The 23,166-nt window shown below is 51.4% G+C and carries 22 protein-coding genes; 21 read left to right on the forward strand and 1 reads right to left on the reverse strand.

Translation table 11 applies throughout. The features are described 5' to 3' along the window. Positions 1-21: 21 nt before the first annotated feature. The 6 genes from atpF to ACLB09_RS14945 all read left to right on the forward strand — a co-directional run bounded on the left by atpF (position 22) and on the right by ACLB09_RS14945 (position 5,722). Positions 22-513: a F0F1 ATP synthase subunit B gene (atpF, locus tag ACLB09_RS14920; protein WP_410770620.1), complete on the forward strand. Its 492-nt coding sequence runs from the start codon at positions 22-24 to the stop codon at positions 511-513. Continuing rightward, positions 510-1,058 (forward strand): F0F1 ATP synthase subunit delta, encoded by a 549-nt coding sequence (locus ACLB09_RS14925; protein ID WP_410770621.1) that lies wholly within the window; start codon positions 510-512, stop codon positions 1,056-1,058. The genes atpF and ACLB09_RS14925 overlap by 4 nt, the downstream gene beginning before the upstream one ends. Before the next feature lie 15 nt (positions 1,059-1,073). Beyond that, a complete protein-coding gene (gene atpA, locus ACLB09_RS14930; protein WP_410770622.1) occupies positions 1,074-2,588 on the forward strand; it encodes a F0F1 ATP synthase subunit alpha in 1,515 nt (504 codons plus the stop codon). Positions 2,589-2,767: 179 nt separating this feature from the next. Further along, on the forward strand, positions 2,768-3,628 hold the full coding sequence (gene atpG / locus ACLB09_RS14935; RefSeq protein WP_410770623.1) for an ATP synthase F1 subunit gamma: 861 nt from the start codon (positions 2,768-2,770) through the stop codon (positions 3,626-3,628). Between the two features lie 217 nt (positions 3,629-3,845). Then, a complete protein-coding gene (atpD, locus tag ACLB09_RS14940) occupies positions 3,846-5,246 on the forward strand; it encodes a F0F1 ATP synthase subunit beta (protein WP_410770624.1) in 1,401 nt (466 codons plus the stop codon). A gap of 59 nt (positions 5,247-5,305) precedes the next feature. Beyond that, on the forward strand, positions 5,306-5,722 hold the full coding sequence (locus ACLB09_RS14945; RefSeq protein WP_410770625.1) for a F0F1 ATP synthase subunit epsilon: 417 nt from the start codon (positions 5,306-5,308) through the stop codon (positions 5,720-5,722). A gap of 152 nt (positions 5,723-5,874) precedes the next feature. On the opposite strand, the gene ACLB09_RS14950 is transcribed toward ACLB09_RS14945, so the two are convergent. Then, positions 5,875-6,579 (reverse strand): copper homeostasis protein CutC, encoded by a 705-nt coding sequence (locus tag ACLB09_RS14950; protein ID WP_410770626.1) that lies wholly within the window; start codon positions 6,577-6,579, stop codon positions 5,875-5,877. Positions 6,580-6,793: 214 nt separating this feature from the next. On the opposite strand from ACLB09_RS14950, the gene ACLB09_RS14955 reads away from it, so the two are divergent. The 15 genes from ACLB09_RS14955 (at position 6,794) to ACLB09_RS15025 (ending at position 22,925) form a co-directional block, all read left to right on the forward strand. After that, a complete protein-coding gene (locus ACLB09_RS14955) occupies positions 6,794-7,036 on the forward strand; it encodes a DUF1146 family protein (RefSeq protein ID WP_410770627.1) in 243 nt (80 codons plus the stop codon). Positions 7,037-7,288: 252 nt separating this feature from the next. Beyond that, positions 7,289-8,635, forward strand: a complete 1,347-nt coding sequence (gene murA, locus ACLB09_RS14960; protein WP_410770628.1) for a UDP-N-acetylglucosamine 1-carboxyvinyltransferase — start codon at positions 7,289-7,291, stop codon at positions 8,633-8,635. Between the two features lie 325 nt (positions 8,636-8,960). Continuing rightward, a complete protein-coding gene (gene spoIID / locus ACLB09_RS14965) occupies positions 8,961-10,337 on the forward strand; it encodes a stage II sporulation protein D (RefSeq protein WP_410770629.1) in 1,377 nt (458 codons plus the stop codon). A 101-nt stretch (positions 10,338-10,438) separates the two neighbouring features. Then, on the forward strand, positions 10,439-11,197 hold the full coding sequence (locus ACLB09_RS14970; RefSeq protein WP_410770630.1) for a peptidoglycan DD-metalloendopeptidase family protein: 759 nt from the start codon (positions 10,439-10,441) through the stop codon (positions 11,195-11,197). A 221-nt stretch (positions 11,198-11,418) separates the two neighbouring features. Further along, positions 11,419-11,703 (forward strand): sporulation transcriptional regulator SpoIIID, encoded by a 285-nt coding sequence (gene spoIIID / locus ACLB09_RS14975; protein WP_114497259.1) that lies wholly within the window; start codon positions 11,419-11,421, stop codon positions 11,701-11,703. Between the two features lie 213 nt (positions 11,704-11,916). Beyond that, positions 11,917-12,915: a rod shape-determining protein gene (gene mreB, locus ACLB09_RS14980; RefSeq protein WP_410770631.1), complete on the forward strand. Its 999-nt coding sequence runs from the start codon at positions 11,917-11,919 to the stop codon at positions 12,913-12,915. 104 nt (positions 12,916-13,019) lie between these two features. Continuing rightward, positions 13,020-13,916, forward strand: coding sequence for a flagellar hook-basal body protein (locus ACLB09_RS14985; protein ID WP_410770632.1), 897 nt, complete (start codon positions 13,020-13,022; stop codon positions 13,914-13,916). A 27-nt stretch (positions 13,917-13,943) separates the two neighbouring features. Further along, a complete protein-coding gene (locus ACLB09_RS14990; RefSeq protein ID WP_410770633.1) occupies positions 13,944-14,762 on the forward strand; it encodes a flagellar hook-basal body protein in 819 nt (272 codons plus the stop codon). A 10-nt stretch (positions 14,763-14,772) separates the two neighbouring features. After that, positions 14,773-14,976: a DNA-directed RNA polymerase subunit beta gene (locus ACLB09_RS14995; protein WP_410770634.1), complete on the forward strand. Its 204-nt coding sequence runs from the start codon at positions 14,773-14,775 to the stop codon at positions 14,974-14,976. 334 nt (positions 14,977-15,310) lie between these two features. Next, positions 15,311-15,733, forward strand: a complete 423-nt coding sequence (gene fabZ, locus ACLB09_RS15000) for a 3-hydroxyacyl-ACP dehydratase FabZ (protein WP_410770635.1) — start codon at positions 15,311-15,313, stop codon at positions 15,731-15,733. A 242-nt stretch (positions 15,734-15,975) separates the two neighbouring features. After that, entirely contained in the window at positions 15,976-17,694 is a 1,719-nt protein-coding gene (locus ACLB09_RS15005) for a phospho-sugar mutase (protein ID WP_410770636.1), read from the forward strand. Positions 17,695-17,787: 93 nt separating this feature from the next. Further along, entirely contained in the window at positions 17,788-19,806 is a 2,019-nt protein-coding gene (locus tag ACLB09_RS15010; RefSeq protein WP_410770637.1) for a DUF5693 family protein, read from the forward strand. Beyond that, complete coding sequence (gene csaB / locus ACLB09_RS15015; protein WP_410770638.1) at positions 19,779-20,921, forward strand: polysaccharide pyruvyl transferase CsaB; 1,143 nt, start codon at positions 19,779-19,781, stop codon at positions 20,919-20,921. The genes ACLB09_RS15010 and csaB overlap by 28 nt, the downstream gene beginning before the upstream one ends. 11 nt (positions 20,922-20,932) lie before the next feature. Beyond that, positions 20,933-21,691, forward strand: a complete 759-nt coding sequence (locus ACLB09_RS15020) for a WecB/TagA/CpsF family glycosyltransferase (protein ID WP_410770785.1) — start codon at positions 20,933-20,935, stop codon at positions 21,689-21,691. Positions 21,692-21,803: 112 nt separating this feature from the next. After that, complete coding sequence (locus ACLB09_RS15025; RefSeq protein ID WP_410770639.1) at positions 21,804-22,925, forward strand: glycosyltransferase family 4 protein; 1,122 nt, start codon at positions 21,804-21,806, stop codon at positions 22,923-22,925. The last annotated feature ends 241 nt before the right edge of the window (positions 22,926-23,166 follow it).

Below are 23,166 nucleotides of genomic sequence, written 5' to 3' on the forward strand. Positions count from 1 at the left end.
TAACGGAAAGGAGTGACATCGGTGAACGTCCTGTGGGAGAATATTTTAATTACAATGATTTCATTTGCCATTCTGTATTGGCTACTCAGTAAATATGCTTTCGGTAAACTGTTTGCGATCATGGAACAACGCCGTGAGCTGGTGCGGAACCAATTGGAAGAGGCGAAGCAAACTAGAGAGCAGGCTACCGTTTATGTGGAAGAGCAGAAGGAAGCTCTGAAGCAAGCGCGTCAGGAAGCTTTCGAAATCATCGAGCAATCCAGACAAAGCAGTAGCAAACAGGCTAAAGATATACTTGATCAGGCGAAGAATGATACGAACCGCATGAAGAATGAAGCCATTCGCGATATTGAAAGCGAGAGAACGAAAGCGATTGAAGCCTTGCGCGGCGAAATCGGCGCTTTCTCTGTGAATATCGCCTCCAAGCTGATTGAGCGGGAAGTTGAAAGCAACCCTGCAGAGCAGGAGAAGCTCGTGGGCCAATACCTGAATGAAGTAGGTAATAAATCATGAGCCGGGAAACAGTGGTAGCGAGCAGATATGCGAGAGCTCTTTTTGAAATTGCCGGGCAGGAAGGCCGTACCTTGGAGCTTGAGCAGGAGCTGCAGGCTCTCGTTAAGGTGATGTGCGAGGATCATGAGATCCAAAGCTTCATTCTAAGTCCTAATATTTCGGCGGAAGTAAAATGGAATGCCATCGGTTCCGGTTTGGAAGGACAGCTGTCGCAAACGGTTGTCTCTTTGGCGAAACTGCTGATCGAACGCGGGAGAACCGGGATATTGCCTGAGGTTTTGGACAGTTATACCAAAATTACCGGCGAAGCTTTAGGTCTGGCCGATGCGCTGGTATACAGCACCTATTCTCTGAGCGAAAAAGAGAAGCAAGAGGTTGCCGAGGAATTCGGTGCTCTCGTGGGCAAGAAAATCCGCGTCATTAATGAAGTGGACAAAGAATTACTGGGCGGTATCAAAGTGAAAATCGGCGATACCGTGTACGATGGAAGTTTGTCCGGCAAGCTTGAACGGCTTGAAAAGTCTTTTCGAAGACAAGCACTGTAGATAGGGGTGAAACACTTGAGTATCAGACCTGAAGAGATCAGTTCACTGATTAAAAGTCAGATCGAACAATATAAATCGGAAATTGAAGTGGCCGAAGTCGGCACCGTTATTCAAGTTGGTGACGGTATCGCCCGTGTCCACGGACTTGAGAACGCCATGGCAAACGAACTGCTTGAGTTTGAGAATGGCGTATTTGGGCTTGCGCTGAACCTGGAAGAAAGCAACGTCGGCGTTGTTATTCTGGGCCCGTACAGCGAAATTCGTGAAGGCGATCAAGTGAAACGCACGGGACAAATCATGCAAGTTCCGGTTGGCGAAGCTTTGCTGGGCCGCGTTGTCAATCCTCTGGGCCAGCCGGTGGACGGCAAAGGTCCGATCGAGACTACGGAATTCCGTCCTGTCGAAAACAACGCACCGGGCGTAATCGACCGGAAATCGGTTCATGAACCGATGCAAACCGGGATCAAAGCGATCGATTCGATGGTTCCGATCGGCCGTGGCCAACGGGAACTCATCATCGGTGACCGCCAAACCGGTAAAACGGCAATCGCCATCGATACCATCATTAACCAAAAAGGCAATGGCGTAAAATGTATTTATGTCGCCATCGGCCAAAAGCAATCCACGGTAGTTAACGTAGTTGAAACGCTGCGTCGTCATGGAGCGCTCGATTACACGATCGTCGTAACGGCATCCGCTTCGGAACCGTCCCCGCTCTTGTACATTGCGCCATATGCGGGCGTAACTATGGGCGAGTACTTTATGTACAAAGGTGAGCATGTCCTCATTATTTATGATGACTTGTCCAAACAAGCGGCTGCTTACCGCGAATTGTCCTTGCTGCTCCGTCGTCCTCCGGGTCGCGAAGCCTATCCGGGTGACGTTTTCTATCTGCACTCCCGTCTGTTGGAACGTGCGGCGAAACTGAGCGATGAACTCGGCGGCGGTTCGATTACGGCGCTTCCGTTTATCGAAACCCAAGCATCGGATGTATCCGCGTATATCCCGACCAACGTAATCTCGATTACAGACGGTCAGATCTTCCTGGAATCCGATCTGTTCTACTCGGGCCAACGTCCGGCGATCAATGTCGGTATTTCCGTATCCCGTGTAGGGGGATCCGCTCAAATCAAGGCGATGAAGAAAGTTGCCGGTACGCTCCGTCTGGATCTGGCTCAATACCGCGAGCTTCAAGCGTTCTCCCAATTCGGCTCCGACCTCGATAAGTCGACGCAAGCGCGTTTGACCCGCGGTTCCCGGATGATGGAGATCCTGAAGCAAGGCGTTAACCAGCCACTGGCGGTTGAAGAGCAGGTTATCAGCCTTTATACGGCTGTTAAAGGCTATCTTGATGACATCGCGCTTGGCGATGTGCGCCGTTTTGAAGCCGAATTCCTGTCTTATGTGAAGAGCCAGCATGATGACGTGCTGCAATCCATCCGCGATACGAAGGATCTCACAGCCGATAATGAAGCAAAACTTAAAGAAGTCATTGAAAAGTTCAAAAAGGGCTTTGCGGCTTCCGTATAAAAATAATGCATAAACCGGCCCTGGCTCGTTGCCGGATCGCCGGTTTGTGACTATGTTTAATCCTGCTTTGGCTTTGCCAAAGTTCAGCTAATGCTTACGAAGTAGTTTTGGCTTCGCCAAAACTAAGAATATGCTTACGAAGTAACTTTGGCTTCGCCAAAGTTTAAGGTGGTGAAATCATGGCAAAAGGGATGCGCGAAATAAAACGCCAGATCAAGAGCGTTCAGAATACCCGCCAAATCACGAAAGCGATGGAAATGGTGGCTTCGGCCAAGCTGAGAAAGGCGCAGGAGAAAGCTCAGGCTTCTCGTCCTTATGTTGAAAAACTGAAGGAAGTGGTGTCCAGCATCGCAACCGGTTCGGACGGCGTCTCTCATCCAATGCTGGTTTCGCGTTCAGTGAAGCGTACGGCTTATATCGTAATCACTTCCGACGGCGGTCTCGTTGGCGGATATAATGCGAACCTGCTCCGTAACGTGATGGATACGCTCAAGAGCAAACATGCGTCAAAGGAAGAGTATGGTTTGTTTGTTATCGGCCGCAAAGGCCGTGATTATTTTACGCGTCGGGAACTTCCTGTGGTTCAGTCGGTAACGGAATTGTCGGATACGCCTAAATTCGCCGACATCAAATCGCTGGCCTATGCAGCTGTGCAAGGATTTGAACTGGAGCAGTATGATGAAGTTTTCATTTGCTACAGCCAGTTTATTAATGCGATTACCCAAAGACCGACCATCGACCGCCTGCTTCCATTCGAAAATGTGGAGCACCACGGAGGAACGGCTATGTATGAATACGAGCCGTCTCCCGAAGCGGTATTGGAAGTGTTATTGCCGAAATATGCCGAAACCTTGATTTTTAGCGCGCTTTTGGAAGGCAAGGCAAGTGAACTCGGCGCAAAAATGACGGCAATGGGCAGTGCGACGAAAAATGCGACGAAGATGATCAATGAACTGACTCTCACTTACAACCGTGCGCGCCAAGCGGCTATTACCCAGGAAATTACGGAAATTGTCGCAGGAGCGAACGCACAAGGCTGAAAAAGCTCGTAATTTGGGTAGCAGACACGAGCCGGGTGAATCTTCTGAAGAAAGTCAGCGCCTGGTGGCTCTTTGACTCTATTCGGAGGATCCCGTACGGCTTCATAAACGGTTACGATGACAGTTTGCGGAGAAGCAAAGCTCATGGAATCAACTTCCGAGTAGTTTTGTTGTGAATTTATGATGTGCCCCGCAAAACTTATAGGAGGGAACTAAGATGAACAAAGGACGCGTTGTTAGCGTAATGGGTCCGGTCGTTGATATCGAGTTTGGTCGCGGTCAACTGCCGGAAATCTATAACGCCATTAGAATTGTAAAACAGAACGCGCAAGAAGGTGCGGGCGATCTCATTTTGGAAGCGTCCAACCATTTGGGCGACAACCTGGTTCGCTGTATCGCTATGTCCTCGACGGACGGACTGGTACGCGGTACCGAAGCCGAAGACTTGGGTGCGCCGATCTCCGTGCCTGTTGGCGAAGCTACATTGAGCCGCGTATTTAACGTACTCGGGGAAACGATCGACAACAAAGGCCAGGTTGCGACTGCTGTTCGCAATCCGATCCATCGCGAACCTCCGAAATTCGAGGATTTGTCGACACAAGCTGAAATCCTGGAAACCGGGATCAAAGTTATCGACTTGTTGGCTCCTTATGCAAAGGGCGGTAAAATCGGTTTGTTTGGCGGTGCGGGTGTAGGTAAAACCGTAACGATTCAGGAATTGATCCGCAACATCGCCCATGAACATGGCGGTATTTCGGTATTTGCCGGCGTAGGGGAACGTACCCGCGAAGGTAATGACCTTTATATGGAAATGACGGAATCCGGCGTTATCGAAAAAACGGCGATGGTGTTCGGACAAATGAACGAACCTCCAGGCGCTCGTTTGCGCGTGGCTTTGACCGGTTTGACGATGGCTGAGTATTTCCGCGACCAGGAAGGCCGGGACGTACTGTTGTTTATCGATAACATCTTCCGGTTCACCCAAGCGGGTTCCGAAGTATCGGCTTTGCTCGGTCGGATGCCTTCAGCAGTAGGTTACCAGCCTACGCTGGCTACCGAAATGGGTCAGCTTCAGGAACGGATTACTTCAACGAAAAAAGGTTCGGTTACCTCGATTCAGGCTATCTACGTGCCTGCGGATGACTATACTGACCCTGCTCCTGCTACTACGTTTGCTCACCTTGATGCAACGACAAACCTGGAGCGTAAAATTTCCGAGAAAGGGATTTTCCCTGCCGTGGATCCGCTGGCTTCCAGTTCCCGGATTTTGACTCCGGAAATCGTCGGCGAAGAACATTACAATGTAGCACAAGGCGTTAAGCAACTTTTGGCTCGTTATAAAGAGCTTCAAGATATTATTGCCATCCTTGGTATGGATGAATTGTCCGAGGACGATAAGGTGCTCGTAGCCCGTGCCCGGAAGGTCGAACGTTTCCTTTCTCAGCCGTTTAACGTAGCTGAACAGTTCACCGGACTTAAAGGGAAGTACGTACCGATCGCTGAGACCGTACGCAGCTTCAAAGAGATTTTGGACGGCAAACATGACGATCTTCCTGAAGCGGCCTTCCTCTTCGTCGGTCCGATTGAAGAAGCAGTAGAAAAAGCGAAAACTCTGTAAAACGCACCGTTAAGGCGGATGCTTCAGAAATGAACGTCCCACGAACAGGAGGGATGAAAGTGAGCACCTTTTTATTGGAAATCGTCACACCGGAGCACGTTGTATTCTCCCGTGAAGTGGAAAGCTTGACGGTCCGCGGATTGGAAGGGGAGCTCGGCATCCTGCCGGGGCATATTCCCTTTGTAACCCCATTGCAGGTAGCTCCGATCGTGATCAAATCCGGCGGAAAGACAGTAACGATCGCCGTTCACGGCGGTTTTATCGAAGTTCAAGGCGATAAGACCATCGTTTTGGCGGAGAGCGCTGAATTGCCGGAAGAAATTGATGTGGAGCGGGCAATCGCGGCCCGGGAACGCGCCGAGCGCAGATTGTCTGCAGGTGGCAGCGCGCAAGACCGGATCGATCACCGTCGTGCGGAATTGTCGCTCCAAAGAGCTATTACCCGGATCAACGTCTCCAGTCGCTCTAAAGAGTAGGGAGATAAGCAAAAACCGGACACCTCGGGTGCCCGGTTTTTTGTCGTAATTTGAAACGCTGCTGAAGGAGCAATTAATTCGCGTGGATAATGTCGATTATTGTCCTATGGCAGGAATTGCTGCCGATCGTAACGAACATATTATAGACAACCTTATTGGAAACGGTCTGCAATTTCGCGAACCCGGGCCAGTTTGTCAGGATCGATCGGCTGCATGATATTTCCGTTCCTGCGCACACCGGAACCCATATGAAACTCATGCACATTTGTTTCCTTCAGGAAGTCTTCCAACAGGTCCGGCGTGAGTCCGGCCCCCGGAAGCACTGTCGGCCCGTTTTTTTCGCCAAGTTGATGAAGCCGATGGATCATCCCGGCCGCCTCAAGCACGGAAGGCCTCCCGCCTGAAGTGAGTACGTGAGTGACCTGCGGATAGCGGCTTAGAACGGCAAATGCCTGTTCCAGATCGGGCGTTTCATCAAAGGCTCTGTGGAACGTTACGGGCAATCCGTCAGCGGCCTTCAACAATCGGCCGAGATGGTTTTCATTAACGGAACCCTGGGTCTTTAGCACTCCAAGGACGAATGCGGAAGCGCCGATAGCACGAAATGCCTCGATATCGCGTTCCATGGTCTGGATATCTTCTTCATCGTAACAAAAGCTCCGGCTATGCGGGCGGATCATCACGCGCAGATCGACATCCACTTGCTCCCGGATCATCTGAACAAGTCCGAGAGAAGGGGTTAAGCCGCCTTCTGCGGGGGATGTAATTATTTCCAGACGATTGGCCCCGAAAGAAGCCGCAATTTTGGCGTCAGCCAACGTGTAGACGATGATTTCGGCAATCATGATTGGACTCATTCCTTTCCTCGGGATACAAAAATTGAATAAAATGAATAATAGATGATATTGGAAGCCTTTGCAAGTGAAAGAAATGCTGGATTATTATCACGCTGGCAAGTATGATATATAGGGTCTATATTTTTACATTACTTTATCCGATATATTTAGGGGACTTATATTAACCGATTGGGTGTCTGCGGCATAAATATATCGTGTCGGGGAGGAAGTTCATGTGAATCCGGTCGACATCTCGGTCGGGGTAAACGGCCTTACGGCGATCCTCGTATCACTCGCATGTATCGCCCTGTCATGGTGGGCGCTGCAAAACCTCAAGCTGGATTTATTCATCCGCCATCCGAAGGGAGCGCAGGGCAAGTTGCTTCATTTGCTGCTGTCCGTCGTTCTGGGACGATTTGTCGCCGCCTTCGTGCTGGAGTATTGGGGTTATACGCAAATGCTGCGTTATATGTTTTAATTCCTAAGTCTTTGGTTATAAGTGTGTTAGACTATACGGACGAGGGAAAATGTCGAATAACATCAAACACAAGTGTCAACAATGGTGAATAAGGACTACGATACGTTAAGCAGACCCTGGCTTGGAGAGAGTGCCGTTTTTTCGGTATATCTCGACTTTTCGACAGGTTTAGAGCCTTGTGCGCCTCAAATGACCGGTGATATGATGAAATTTAGGGAAAATGGTGAAAATGAACGCGCGGAGGGAACCAAGATGAGCAAATTTATCGTCCGCGGTGGCAATGTTTTGGCCGGGAACGTTAAAGTTAGCGGAGCTAAAAATTCAGTGCTGCCAATTATTGCAGCATCCTTGTTGGGTGAGGAAGGCGTAAGCGTGATACGCGACGCACCTCCGTTGGATGATGTGATGACCATTAATAAAGTATTGGAATCGCTAGGAGCGACCGTTACATATGACCGTGAAGTCATTACGGTTAATGCACAAACCATCGCCTCCTGTGAAGCGCCGTACGAATGGGTGCGGAAAATGCGGGCGTCTTTTCTTGTCATGGGTCCTTTGCTGACCCGTACGGGTTATACACGAATTTCATTGCCTGGTGGCTGTGCTATTGGTACAAGACCGATCGATCAGCACCTCAAGGGCTTTGAAGCGATGGGTGCAGAAATCAATCTGGGACAGGGCTTTATTGAAGCCAGATCCCAAGGCCGTCTGCGCGGCGCCAAGGTTTATCTGGATGTAGCCAGCGTAGGGGCGACGGAAAACATTATGATGGCAGCCACATTGGCTGAAGGAACAACCGTCATCGAGAATGCGGCCAAGGAACCGGAAATCGTGGATTTGGCAAATTATTTGAACGGCATGGGTGCAATAGTTCGCGGAGCCGGCACCGGCGTTATCCGGATCGAAGGCGTCGAAAAACTTCACGGCGTGGAGCATACCGTGATACCTGACCGTATTGAAGCGGGCACCTTTATGATCGCGGCAGCCATGACCGGAGGAAACGTGTTCGTGGAAGGGGCGATCGCCGATCATCTCGGCCCGATTATTTCCAAAATGGAAGAGATGGGCGTCCGTGTGGATATCTACGAAAATGGAGTGCGCGTTATCGCCGATAAACCGTTGAAAGCCGTGGATGTCAAAACTTTGCCATACCCAGGATTCCCGACGGATATGCAGTCGCAAATGATGGCTCTGCTGCTCGTATCTGAGGGCACAAGCGTCGTTACGGAAACCGTGTTCGAGAACCGGTTCATGCATGTGGATCAGTTCCGTTTGATGAATGCGGAAATTAAGGTGGAAGGCCGCAGTTCGATCGTAACCGGAGGAGCTAAACTGAGCGGCGCGAAAGTATGCGCCACGGATTTGAGAGCAGGAGCTGCCCTGATCATTGCCGGCTTGGTTGCTGACGGAACGACCGAAGTAAGCGGTACGCATCATATTGATCGCGGTTATGTACACTTGGCGGAGAAATTGTCCGGACTTGGCGCCGATATTTGGCGCATTGCGGAAGGGAAAGAATCCGCACAGGAAGCGGGGAAAGTATCCGTCACCGTACAAGAGGACCTGCCGCTGCTTAAGATTCAGCCTAGCTGGGCTTAAATAATTTAGAAAACGCAGACCATGCCCGTTCGGGGTATGGTCTTTTTGTTGCAATAAATTAAGAAAGCGTTTTAACACCCCATATATATGAAATGAATTGAAACGGTATGTTCGTTTCTAATCCGGTTCCTATGAATAAACTGTGTCGGTTGGTTCACAATCCTGTAAACCTCTTGTTCGACCGGGTTCTAGCAGATGATCAAAACTCATATCTATAAGTATATCGAGCATTAGGTATAACCTTTCGAAACGCTAGGATATGAAGAAGCTTGTCAGCAGGTAATTCACACGCTGCAGCATGAATCCGGATGGGGGTAACTTTCAAATGAACGAGAAATGGGGATCGTTGAACAAGGGGGACACAAATCATAGAATCACCGTCAAAGTGGGCGGGAGGAAGGTGGGAGAGGCAACTCCGGGAATGGATAGAGATCCCGGGGCGGTTTCGGGGCGCGGCGCGCTGCGCCAGCCGCGGCAAGGAGCTCCCGCGCAGCGCAGCGTGGAGATTGGGGCGCCTGGGGCCGCCCCAACCGACGGCGAGACGCCGCTGCGCGTGCGCGTCTCACCCGGCGCGCGGGGCCGCCGCCCTTCCTCCTTCCGCCACCGCGGAAGAAGGAAGGGCATCGCGGCGCTCGCAGCCGGGCTGGCGGCCCTGGCCGCGCTCGCGGTGCTGCTGCCCGCGCTGCTTGCAGGGCGCGCAGGCCCGCCGCCGGCGCCTGCCGCTCCGGCGGCCGCGCAGGCACCGCCGCAGCCGCCCGGGGCCGCTGGCGGCGCGGGCGCGGAGCGGCTTCTCCCGGCGGACGCCGCAGCCGCCGCGGACAAAACGCCGGTGCGCGTGTACCTCACGGACACCGGCGCCGTGGAAACCCTGCCGCTCGAGCAATACGTGACCGGCGTGCTGGCCGCCGAGATGCCGGCGGACTTCGAGCTGGAAGCGCTCAAGGCGCAGGCGATCGCGGCCCGCACCTTTATCGTCCGCCGTCTTGCTGCCGGTGACGTAAGCGGCGTCCCCGGCGGCAAGGCGGACGTCGTGGATACCGTGGATCATCAAGCGTATCTGCCTCAAAAAACGCTGAAACAGTGGGCAAAGAACGGAAAAGGCGGAAAACTCGCCAAGCTGGAGCAAGCCGTTCAAGAAACGCGCGGTATCGTGATGACATATCAGGGTAAGCCGATTACGGCCTCTTTTTTTTCAGCCAGCGGGGGGTATACGGAAAATTCGGAGGAGTATTGGTCGGTCAGAGTCCCTTATCTCCGCAGTGTCCCCAGTCCTTGGGACAGTCTAGCCAATCCTAATAATGAAGAGACAGTGACTCTCTCTCTTAATGATGTTTTTCGAAAACTCGGACAGACCGTTCCGGCGGTGCCGGTATCGGCGGGCGGGAAGAAGAACGCTTCCTCCGTCAACCTCTTTCGGACAATCTCTTTCACCTCCGGACAGCGGGTAAAAGAAATTCAGGTAGGGGACGCGGTTTATACAGGCCGTGAAATTCGCGAGAAGCTGGGGCTGCGCTCCAGCCAGTTCAAAATCCGGCAGGACGGAAGCAACGTAGAAATTACTACTTATGGCTACGGTCACGGCGTGGGAATGAGCCAGTGGGGAGCTAACGGCATGGCCCAAAAAGGATACACTACCACTCAAATTCTCAAACACTATTATACCGGGATCACCTTTCAACAGGCGGAACGTCTTTTGAAATAGGCTTCCTGCAATTTAAGATATCTCTTTAAATTTTTGAAAAATAGTATAAGCGAAGTATAAAAGCTTCGACCCCGGTAACACTGTTACTGAGGTGATGAGCAATGAATGAACAAAACAACAAAAAGAAACCCCATGAGGAATCTCCTAAAATTGCAATGGGAGAGCCGGTAGTACCGGTATCCAAGTGGAAAAAAGTATTGTCCAAGAGATGGGTTTACCCGGCAGCGTACATGGCAGCAGCGGCAATTATACTAACCTTAGTGTGGGTCTACCAGGATGCCAGCCAAAAGCCGATGGATTCCACACCTGCCAGTGTAACGGATTCCATAGAGCAGCCGGGAGAAGATCTGCTGGGGCAAGACGCCGCGAAGGAGAACGGCAAAGACAACGCTGCCGAAACCGTCGCGACCGCCGAAGATCTGGCATGGCCGGTAGCCAATGCTGCAGAAGTGTCCGTCGTGAAGCCGTTTTATGACAATGAAGCCAGTGCGGAAGATCATGAAGCCGCGCTTGTCCAGTACAACGATACCTTTATCGCGAATACCGGGATCGACCTGGCGCGGAAGGATAATCAGGCATTCGAAGTTACGGCCGCTATGGGCGGTAAAGTAACCCGCGTGGAAGAAGTTCCTTTGCTCGGTTTTGTAGTTGAAATTACGCATGCCAACAACTTGAAAACCGTATACGAAAGCTTGACGGATGTAAAAGTGAAAAAGGACGCCGAGGTGAAACAAGGCGATCTTATTGCAACAGCCGGTCGTAACGAGATGGAAAAGGATCTTGGCAATCACGTCCACTTCGCCGTGTATGAAAATGGCGAATTGATCAATCCGGCTAACGTTCTGCCGAAACACGAATAAGCATAACGAAAAACAAGCGGAGGGTGCAGGCTCTCCGCTTGTTTTTTTTCGTTGTCGGGCCACCTGTAATTCCTTTTATAATCACGGATTTTTCTTCGTGGACAAGGAGCCCTTGTCAAAATAATTGGCCTCGCCCGGGCTTGTCAGGCTTGGAAACAAAGAATATATGGGCACGCCCCTCATATAATGTACCAAACTATCTCGAGTAGGGAGGCGGGAGCGTGCACGATTACATCAAGGAACGGACGATTAAAATAGGTCGCTGCATTGTGGAAACTCGGCATACGGTTCGGACCATAGCCAAAGAATTCGGCGTATCTAAAAGCACGGTGCATAAGGATTTAACCGAGCGTCTGCCGGAGATTAATCCGGATTTGGCGGACCAGGTCAAGCACATTCTCGAATACCATAAGTCGATCAGACACCTTCGCGGAGGGGAAGCAACAAAGATCAAGTATAAGAAAAAAGGCCAATCCAAACGGGAGGTGATTAGCTCGGCGCGTTAGCGGGTATATAATATGTTTGGCATCCCGGAGGAATGTGATTGAACACCTCCCCCAAAGTATGGTATTTTTAAATATGGTATAAGATTGTGGATATATATCTCATTTCCCGGATTTTGAGGGGTTTTTGCAGCCATTTGTCGAATGAACGGCTCCGCAATTCGGGTGAAGCTTTTACCATATATTTGTTAAAATACGTTCTGGGGGAGCATCGTGATGATGAGCAAGGATATTGGTATTGATTTGGGCACAGCCAATGTGCTGATTCATGTCAAAGGAAAGGGAGTAGTCCTCGACGAACCGTCAGTCGTAGCGATCGACAGCGACGCCAAACGCGTGCTTGCCGTAGGTGAAGATGCGAGACGGATGGTTGGCCGTACGCCGGGTAATATCATTGCGATTCGTCCCTTGCGCGACGGAGTTATTGCCGATTTTGAAATTACGGAAACGATGCTCAAATATTTTATTGACCGAGTGGGAGGTAGAAGCTGGTACAGTCACCCCCGTATTTTGATCTGCGCACCTACCAACATTACTTCGGTCGAACAGAAATCGATTCGCGAAGCGGCAGAGCATAGCGGCGCGAAAGAGGTCTTTATGGAAGAAGAGCCGAAGGCTGCGGCTATTGGCGCGGGAATGGACATTTTTGAACCAAGCGGTAACATGGTTGTGGATATCGGCGGCGGGACGACGGATGTGGCGGTGCTCTCGATGGGAGACATCGTCACGGCTTCGTCCATTAAAATTGCCGGGGACAAGTTTGATGCAGCCATTATCAAATATATTAAAACGAAGTACAAGCTGTTGATCGGGGAACGGACCGCGGAAGATATCAAGATCGGCATCGGAACGGTACACCCTTCGGGACGTATTGCGGAAATGGATATTCGGGGAAGAGATATGGTATCGGGGCTGCCGCTCACGATCACCGTTACTTCCGCCGAAATTCAGGAAGCTTTGACCGATCCCGTATCTTCAATCGTTACTGCGGCTAAATCAGTGCTGGAGCGCACTCCGCCCGAATTGTCCGCCGACATCATCGACCGGGGCGTTATTTTGACGGGTGGAGGCGCTCTGCTGAACGGTTTGGACGAGCTCCTGATTCAGGAACTCCGCGTGCCGGTATTGATCGCCGAGGACCCGATGCATTGCGTTGTTAAGGGGACAGGCATTATGCTGGACAATTTGGACCGGGTTATTAAGAAAAAATTCTAATACGCCGATATATAGGTTAGATATGTGTTGGGACGTATTTATCACGAATAGATCACCGTGTTTCTTGCGGTTGAAATAGATGAGTCGAGTATGGAGGTTTGCCCATGTTAAGAGGACTATATACCGCAGCATCCGGCATGATAACGCAGCAGCGCCGGCATGATACGGTAACGCAAAATATCGCCAATATCAATACACCGGGCTATAAGCAGGTCAATGCCGTCAGCCACTCTTTTCCGGATATGCTAATTTCGCTCGTAGGCGATAAGGAATCAGGAAACGCGAAACGCATCGGAAAGCTGTCGACCGGCGTATTTGCGGAAGAAAGCCTGGCCTCTTACGTACAGGGCGATTTGAGGGAAACGGGTAAAGCGTCCAATTTCGGGTTGCTGTCCAGTTTGAATCTGAACGACCCGGCTACCGGCCAACCGATCCCATTCGATGACTCCGGCAAATATGTTAACGAAGATGGAGAGGTTATTTACCGTCCTGAAGCTTTCTTCAGTGTGCTGGATAACAATGATCAGGTGCGTTATACTCGCGATGGCAATTTCACCGTGAATGCCGCGGGTGAACTGCGGACATCGCAGGGGCAGCGCGTGCTCGGCGACGATGGGAATCCGATTGTTCTGCCTGCTGGCTTGTCGATCAATCAGCTTCAAAGTGATGCGCTTGGAAATCTGGTATATAATGATAATGGCGTGCCGACGGTAGCGGCTAAGCTAGGAGTTGCCGTAGTGAACCGCCCGCAGGAACTGGTTCGTGAAGGCAATGGCGTTTACCGGGCTGAAGATCCGGAAGTCGCAGACATTCGCGTCGGACTTGCCGTGGAGGATGAAGCTGCGGTGCGTCAAGGCTATCTGGAGTCTTCGAACGTAGATACCGCGCAGGCGATGGTGGATTTACTCGCTGCACAGCGCGCTTATGAATCGAACCAGAAAATTATTCAATATTATGATAAGAGCTTGGATAAAGCGGTAAATGAAATCGGACGGGTATAGACCAAGTTTAAACTTAGGAGGTGCCGCATGAACAACTCCATGATTAGTGCCATGGTTTCAATGAACGGGATACAACAGCGTCTGGATGTGCTTTCCGAGAATATCGCCAATCTGGACAATGTCGGTTACAAACGGAAGGAAGCGTCCTTTGAAGATACATTGACCCGCGTTCAAGAGCAGACTTCCAAGATGAAGCTGGCCGGCCGGGCAACGCCTTCCGGTTTTGATCTTGGATTCGGTTCCAGAATGACGTCGATTACGAGCAATTTTAGTCAAGGCTCGATTAAAGAAAGCGACAATCCTACGGATCTTGCCATCGAAGGGAATGCGCTGTTTACGGTGTTGACCGAAAACGGGATTGCTTACACCCGGGCGGGTAACTTTCATCTCCAACAGGATCCGGGAAATGCGGAATCCACCTATTTGGTCGATAATTCGGGTCATTTCGTGTTAAATGCCGATGGAGAACCGATTGAAGTTCCAGCCGGTTCTAAGCTGCAAATTGACGGCCAGGGCAATATTCGTGCCGTGGACGGGGAAGAAGTAACCGATCTCGGTCGGATTCAACTGATGACTCCGATCCGGCCGGATGCTTTGGAGCCGGTCGACGGGAATATGTTCGTGCTTGCTGCAGGGGCGATTGAAGCGGACGTGCTGAGTGAAACGATTTCGTTACCGGCGAATCAGCAAGCCCAGATTCGGCAAGGGGCTCTCGAGAGCTCTAACGTCAATTTGACGGATGAAATGGCTGAAATCCTTCAGGTGCAAAGAGCTTATCAGCTTGCGGCCCGAGCGCTCTCGTCCAGTGAGACCATGATGGGCTTGGCTAATAACTTGCGCGGGTAGGTGGACAGTCATGACCGAAGAGAATAGCCCGGCTGTGAAAAAACGGTCCGGGTGGATCACTCTCCTGCGAATCGTACTGGTTCTTCTGTTTCTTGTTCTTGCACTTGTCGGCGGTACGGCTGTCGGCTTTGTGGTTTTGGGCAAGCAGGACATCAGCGGCGTGTTCGAATGGAGCACCTGGCGGCATGTATTCGATCTAGTGTTCGCTCCTTGAGGAGGACTTAGATCACGGAAATGATTATGTATATAATGGAAGAAACTGAATGATTTGATAGATGGCTCCCGGAATCGGGAGTTTTCTTTTTGCGGTCATAAAATGTATAATGATGGGGGACTGTGCACCAGGATGAAAATCAAAAGGGCTTTATCCGTATGCGGTAGGAACCGCCTGCGGATAAGCCCCTTATCTTAACCTTCGCTTCTGCAGACGCGAAGGATAATTACAGTGTGACCGTCTGCCTTACCTTTTATACGGATTTGAAAGTTTGTTAAGCCTAGAAAGCAATTCAACTTGCAGATTATAGAAAATTGGAAAGGGGTATTACATAATGCTCGATATCAAACAAATTCAGGAAATCATTCCGCACCGTCCGCCATTTTTGCTCGTGGACCGGATCTTGGAAATGGAGGACGGCAAGAGGGCTGTCGGGATCAAAAACGTAACGATCAATGAGCCGTTTTTTGTAGGCCATTTTCCCGATTATCCGGTAATGCCGGGAGTATTGATTGCCGAAGCTTTGGCCCAGGTGGGGGCGGCTGCGATTTTGAATGTGGAGAGCAACCGGGGAAAGATCGGTTTTCTCGCGGGCATGGACGGATTCCGTTTCCGCGGACAGGTGGTTCCGGGCGATCAGCTTCGTTTGGAAGTGGAGATTACCCGTATGAAGGGCTCAATCGGGAAAGGCCAAGCCGTCGCCAAAGTCGATGATAAAATTGTCGCAGAAGGCGAAATTATGTTTGCGTTATCCTGAGTTTTAGAGTTTTTATATAAGATGAACTATTGAAATGGGTATTAGGGCAAGTACGTAAAATGTTCCTGCGATCGCTGTTGTTTCCAGATTTCTTGATTATGTAAGATCAAATAGGGTGGAAATCCGGAAACAAAGGCGAACACTCCGTTTCTTCGGAATCATTTTACTCCCTTGCCAGCATCATATTCTCCTGTTCATCTTATATGTGATATTAATTTTGTGTTAGGAGGACTTTTGAAACCATGACTGAACAGAATTTGAGCATTAGAGAAAAAGTGGATAGCTGGCTGAACGATCCTTCCATCGATGAGCCGACAAAACAAGAACTGCGTGCTTTGGAAAGCAACCAGGCAGAACTCGAAGACCGGTTTTACCGGGATCTGGAGTTTGGTACAGGCGGGCTGCGCGGCGTGATCGGCGCAGGCAGCAACCGGATGAACCGTTATACGGTTGCCCGGGCTACGCAGGGCTTTGCAAAATATATACTGGAGGAGCATGCCGGCAAGGCAGGCCAGCCTTCGGTGGTTATTGCGCATGACTGCCGTCATTTCTCTCCTGAGTTTGCTTTAGAAGCGGCGCTTGTATTGGCCGGCAACGGCATTGTCGCCAAATTGTTCCCGTCGCTTCGTCCGACGCCGCAATTGTCCTTCTCGGTGCGCAGCTTAAATGCAACCGGAGGCATCGTGGTTACGGCTAGCCATAATCCGCCGGAATATAACGGCTACAAAGTGTACAATGCTTCCGGCGGACAATTGGTGCCTCATGAAGCTGAACGCGTAATCGGCAACATTCAGGCGCTGACCTCGCTTGCCGAAGTGAAGCGGTTGAGCCGTGAAGAGGCGGAAGCCAAAGGGCTGCTGGTTTGGCTCGGAGAAGCGGAAGATGAGGCGTTTGTGGAGACGGTGGCGGCTACGAGCGTAAACCGTGAGCTAATGGCTTCAGGCGCAGCCAAAGACATCGTTGTTGTATTTACTCCGCTGCATGGAACCGGCAATCTGCCAGTTCGTCAGGCGCTTCAGAAGATCGGGTTTACCCAGGTTCATATCGTTAAGGAGCAAGAGCAGCCGGATGGCAATTTCTCTACGGTCAAATCTCCGAATCCGGAGGAGCGCGAAGCGTTTAAAATGGCGATCGAGCTTGGCAAACAGGTCGGCGCGGATATTCTTATCGGTACGGATCCCGATGCGGACCGGATGGGTGCGGTGGTGAGAGACGCCAATGGCGAGTATGAAATTTTAACCGGTAACCAGTCGGGATCCATTCTCGTGCATTATGTTTTGAGTCAAATGAAAGAAACGGGTAAGCTTCCGACAAACGGCGCGGTCGTAAAAACGATCGTTACCAGCGAACTTGGTGCCGCTATTGCCCGCCATTACGGGGCGACGGTATTCAATACGCTGACCGGTTTCAAATATATCGGCGAAAAGATGAACGAATTCGAACAATCGGGCGACTATACTTATTTATTCGGTTATGAGGAAAGCTATGGATATCTGGCCGGGAACTATGCCCGCGACAAAGATGCGATCGTTGCTTCCACGTTGATTTGCGAAGCCGCCGCTTACTATAAGCGTCAAGGGAAAACGCTGATCGATGTGTTGGAGGAGCTGTATCAAGACTTCGGTTACTATCGTGAGACGTTGGCATCGCGGACGCTGAAAGGCAAGGACGGACTGGCGCAGATCGGTGCCCTTATGACAAGCTTCCGCAGCAATCCTCCGCAAAGCATCGGGGGAATTGCGGTTACGGAAGTGCTCGATTATTCGCAAGGGCTGGATGGATTGCCTAAAGAAAACGTGCTGAAATTCCTGTTGGAGGACGGCTCGTGGTTCTGCCTTCGTCCTTCGGGAACGGAACCGAAGATCAAATTCTATTTCGCCGTTCGCGGCACATCGAATGAGGACGCCAAAGCGCGCTTGGCCCGTCTCCAGGATGAAGTGCTGGCTCGCGTAGACAACTAGGGGATATTACAGCGCGGATGGCCGGGCTTTTCAACATGATAAGTCCGGCCTCTGTAGTTTATTGAATTTTTTTATTTTTGAGGAGGTACCTTTGTGATTCGAAGTTGGCAGCGGTGGAATGACGCTTCCCGCAAATGGTTGTGGATCTTGGTTATCGTTGGAATTGTGGCTTCTTTGCCTGTGATTGTTCAGCGGGTTCAGACGGAGTCGTCGGCTAATAAAGTGGAGTTTGTTTTCAACTATCGGGGTTTACTGGATGTGGCTTCGTATCAGGGCAATCCGCAGGCTTATATGGATGAGCAACTGGATCGCCTGAAAGAGGCCGGCGTGGGTACGATCGCGATGTTTGAAAGCACGCTGGACGAATTGTCGAAGGCCCGGCGGATTATGGTATTCAATGCGCTGGATTTGGCAAAGATGACGCAATCGGTAGTTTCTCCGGATAACAATTACACTTACATTGTTTTTACTAGCACGGAGAACGAACAGGAGCTGCGTCCCATGATTGAGAAGGCGTTCCGGGACCTGGAAGTATCGGTTTCGCCATTGGATTATCAGGGCCACGCCGGATTGGTCATTGGAATGGGAATGGATGAAGCGGTACTGAAACCGATGCAACTGGATCGTTTTGCGTTCGAGATGCTGCGGGAGAAAGGCTTCAATATTCTGCCCCGCCTGTCGGATAATATCCGTTATGACCAGGCTTTGATGGACGAAGAGCTGGCGTTCTTCGCGGAGAACGGGGTTAAGCGGATCCTTTTTGAAGGGGAGGCCGTCAAGGGCTTCAAAGACAATGAATCATCGAACAGTCTTCAAGGCTTCGCGGATTTGCTGAAAAAGCACGGCATTGGGCTGGCGGCGATCGAGAATCTGAAGGCTCCGCAAAAAGGACTGAATAAACTTGCCTATTTGACGGATTACAATATTGTACGTCTGCATTCATTGGCGGATACCGAGGCTGGACAGGATAAGAAAACGTTGTCCGACCGATTCGTTCTGGCCACGAAAGACCGGAATATCCGCATGATTTATTTGAACGCTTCCCCGTCCAAGGATGCGGCGAAAGCGGCAATTACTAATCCGATCAACAATTTGATCGATTCGCTGGAAGGACCGGAAGGGGCGATCCAGCGTATTCAAGATAATGGTTTCGAATTTGGACAGGCAGAGGCTTTCGAAATCCATGATGCTTCTTGGCAGAAATATTTGAAAGCTTTGGTCGTTCTTGGCGGCGTAGCATTCTGCGCCCTGTTGGTATCCCAATTTATTGCGCCATTGACCCTGTTGGTGTTTATCTTGGGGCTGATCGGCTCCGCCGGATTGTACGTGCTGAAGCCGACGTTGCTTGAGCAGGCGCTGGCTTTGGGGGTTGCCATCAGCGCACCTACGATCTCGATGATTCTTGCGATTCGTAAGGTAAAAGAAATCAAAAATTCCCATCCGGCAATATCAGCCGGGCGCCGGTTGACGCATACGATCGTCCTTTATGTGAAAACGGCGCTGCTTTCGCTAGCCGCGGTCCCATTCGTAATTGCGCTCCTGAATAACATCACGTACAGTCTGGTGCTGAATCAGTTCCGAGGCGTCAGCCTGCTGCACTTGGGGCCGATTATGCTGATCGCGATTTATGTATTCTTGTTCCAAGGCACTTCGGTATGGCAGGAACTGCGCAATTGGCTACGGATGCCGATTACGCTCGTTTGGGTCGTTGCCGCAGGTGTTCTCGGCGTTGTTGCGCTTTACTATTTGTCGAGAACCGGAAATGCCGGCACCCTGTTGCCAGGCGAAGCAACGTTCCGCGCTTTGCTGGAAAATACGTTCGGCGTACGACCCCGCAATAAGGAATTTTTGCTGGCGCATCCGCTCTTTATTGTTGGCATCTTCGCTGCATTCCGTTACCGTTGGGCGTTTTATGCCATGATCATCGCGGTGATGGGACAGCTGTCCATGGTGGATACTTTTGCGCACATTCATACGCCGGCCGCTCTCTCGCTGATCCGTGGAGGATTGGGTCTTGCGCTGGGGCTCATCGTCGGTCTGATCGCCGTACTCGTATGGCATATTATTGAAAGGTGCTGGGATAAATGGTCGCCGCAACTTCTAAAACCTTAGTTCTTTCCGGATATTATGGATACCGCAACAGCGGTGACGAAGCTGTGCTCCAGTCGATTCTCACCGCCCTGGAACAGGAGGGCCGGGCGGCGGGGATTACGATTATCCCGGTGGTATTATCCATTGATCCGGAATGGACCAGCCGGACTTATGGCGTGAAGGCTGTTCACCGGATGAAACTTGCAGAGGTAAGGAACGCTATTAAAAACAGTGACGGCCTGATCAGCGGCGGAGGAAGCTTGCTTCAGGATGCCACGGGGCTGGGGTCGATTCCTTATTACCTGGGAATCATCAAAATCGCCCAGTGGATGGGGAAGCCGACTTTCGTTTACGCCCAAGGGATCGGACCGGTTCGCCGCAAACCGTTCCGGCCATTCATCGCATCGGTGTTTCGCCGCTGCGAATATGTTTCCGTCCGGGATGCGGAGTCGGCCGGATTGCTTCACAGCATGGGCATTCGCAAGGACGCGGTTCAGGTTGTGCCGGATCCGGTAATGGGGATGGCCCTGCCGGAGGGAGACGGCGGTGCCGCTCCCGCTGTTGAGTCGACTACCGGCTCGGAGCTGCCGGTGGTCGGGGTGTCGGTCCGCTTCTGGAATGCGGAGCGGACCGAGCTGGCGAAGCTGGCCGAAGGCCTCGCTTCGCTCAGCCGCCGCGTTCCGGTGCACATCCGGTTTCTGCCCTTCCATTTCCCCGGCGATGACGAAGCTTCGCGCTTCGTCATGGACCGCCTGGGGAATGTGGCAGAACACGGGAGCACCGTCAGCATCGCGGCGGAGACGGAGCATCCGTTCGAGATGCTCCGCGAAGTGAGCCGCTGCCGCCTGCTTGTAGGGATGAGGCTGCACAGCCTCATCTACGCGGCTTCGCAGGAAGTGCCGCTGCTCGGCGTTTCGTACGATCCGAAGATCGATCATTTTCTCGGTCGCCTGGGCAGCGTGCCCGTCGGCACGACCGAGGAGCTCGATCCCCGGATCGTGGCCTCGCAAGCCGAGCGCCTGCTGCTTGAAAGCGGGGTCTGGCGCGCGGCTCATGCTCCGAAAATTTCGGAGCTGAAGCGCGAAGCCCGGATCCCTGCGCAGCGGATCGTTGAATTTTTAGGAAGCAAAGGGTGAACAAGGTGGAGATGAAACTGAATCAGGCCTTGCCAACAGTATCGATATTAGGAATACGGATCTGCAAGTGGGGAATGAAGGACACAGTATCTTATTTGACAGATGCCGTGAAGTCGAGAACCCCGCACCAAATCATTACGGCCAATCCGATCATGTTGATGGCCGCCATGGAGAATCCTGATTATAAGAAAATGATGCAAGCGGCCGAATTGATCGTGCCGGACGGGACCGGGGTCGTTTGGGCCGCTCAAAAAGGCGGAGAACCCGTAGCTGAACGGGTAGCCGGATTCGATCTGCTTCATGAGTTGATGAAGCAAGGGGAGCGGCACCGCTGGAAGGTGTATCTCCTTGGCTCGACTGGCGAAGTGATTCAGGAAGCGGCCCGGCGGTTAACATTGCAGTATCCGGGCACGGAAATTGTCGGATTCCGGGATGGATTTTTTGGCCCTGACCAGGATCAGGAGGTCATAGCGGGTATTAAGGCGGTTTCTCCTGACCTGCTGTTTGTAGCCAGGGGTGCGGATACCCAGGAGCCATGGATCGGAAAATACAAACAGGATCTCGGAGTGCCGATAATGATGGGAGTTGGAGGAAGCTTTGACATCATTTCCGGCAAAACGAAGCGGGCGCCAAAAACCTTCCAAAAGCTTCGGCTGGAATGGTTATACCGCTTGTTGTCCGAACCTTCCCGCTTCCCGAGGATGCTTGCACTGCCGAAATTCGTAATGCGCGTACTGCGTGAGGGAGAAAACCTGACGAAAATGGGCTAAATGATTGAATTATTGCGCGAAACAGCGTATTTTTGCTCAAATAAGGGGTTTGAGTTTCTCCTGAATCGGTGTATAATTCATTCCGGCAGAATAAATGGGGGTTGAAATACACATGTGGATGATTTATACCATCGGGTTTATCGTCTCGTTGGCGCTGGCACTAGGATTGACGCCGCTAGTCAAGAAATTTGCTTTTAAAGTTGGCGCGGTAGATGTGCCCAATGCCCGCAAGGTGCATACAAAAATAATGCCGAGACTCGGTGGATTAGCCATTTTTTTAGCATTTGTAATTACGTTCTTCCTGGTTCTACCGTTTCTTCCGGAAAGTTTTTCGGTACGCGAAGTGAACTTCATCAAGGCCTTCCTCGTCGGGGGAACCATGACTATATTGCTTGGTGCGTTCGATGACCGCTTCGATCTGCCGGCCAAGCTGAAATTTCTCGTACAAATCGCGACGGCTTGCGTTGTCGTATTCGGATTTGATATCCGTCTTGAATTTGCAAACATTCCTTTTCATACGTATGCATCGGTTGAAAGCTGGATTGCCATTCCATTCACGATTCTCTGGATCGTCGGCGTCACCAACGCCATCAATCTGATCGATGGTCTGGACGGTCTGGCTGCAGGGGTTTCCGCGATTGCGATCGGCACGATCACCGTCATGGCTTTCTTGATGGGCAACGTCGTGGTTGCACTAATCTGCCTGTTGCTGCTTGGCAGCATCATCGGCTTCTTGTACTTTAACTTTCATCCGGCCAAAATATTCATGGGCGACTCCGGAGCCCTGTTCCTCGGCTTCAGCCTGGCGCTGTTGTCCTTGCTCGGTTTCAAACAGGTCGCGATCGTGTCGTTCCTGACGCCGCTGATCCTGATCGGAGTTCCGCTCTCGGACACGCTGTTTGCCATTGTGCGCCGCTGGATGCAGAAGAAACCGATCTTCTCGCCGGATAAAGGCCACTTGCATCACTGCTTGCGCGAGTTGGGCTTCAGCCATCGCCAAACCGTGCTGATCATTTACGGCATCGCCGCCTTCTTTGGCGTATTGGCCGTCATCCAATCGTCTGCGGCCATGTACAACGCCAATTGGGTCACCTTTGTCGTCATCTGCGTCATGGTGTTCTTCCTGCAAATCGGCGCCGAGGTCATCGGCCTGATCGGCAAAACAAAGCGCCCGCTGCTCGACTTCTTCGCCCGCCTCCGCATGAAGGCCGGCACCGAGCGCGGCTCGAAGTAGCGGCAAGCCTGCATTTGAGCAATCATAAACGTATTCATTTATTTAATTGGACAACCCCCGTCAAAGCTCGTTCTGAGTAACGGGGGTTTTGTTATACCTTTAAGTGCCCATTTTCTTTACTTGCAAATAAATATCGATAAATCGGCCTCCTGGTAAAACCAGCGAGGCTTTTTTAAATATCGCCCAAATTTACTTGATCATAATTTATCTTTTTTCTAAAATATTGGCTCGCGTTGTCCGA

Origin of the sequence: Fontibacillus forbon, from assembly GCF_046559655.1 — a bacterium.
Lineage (GTDB): Bacteria > Bacillota > Bacilli > Paenibacillales > Paenibacillaceae > Fontibacillus.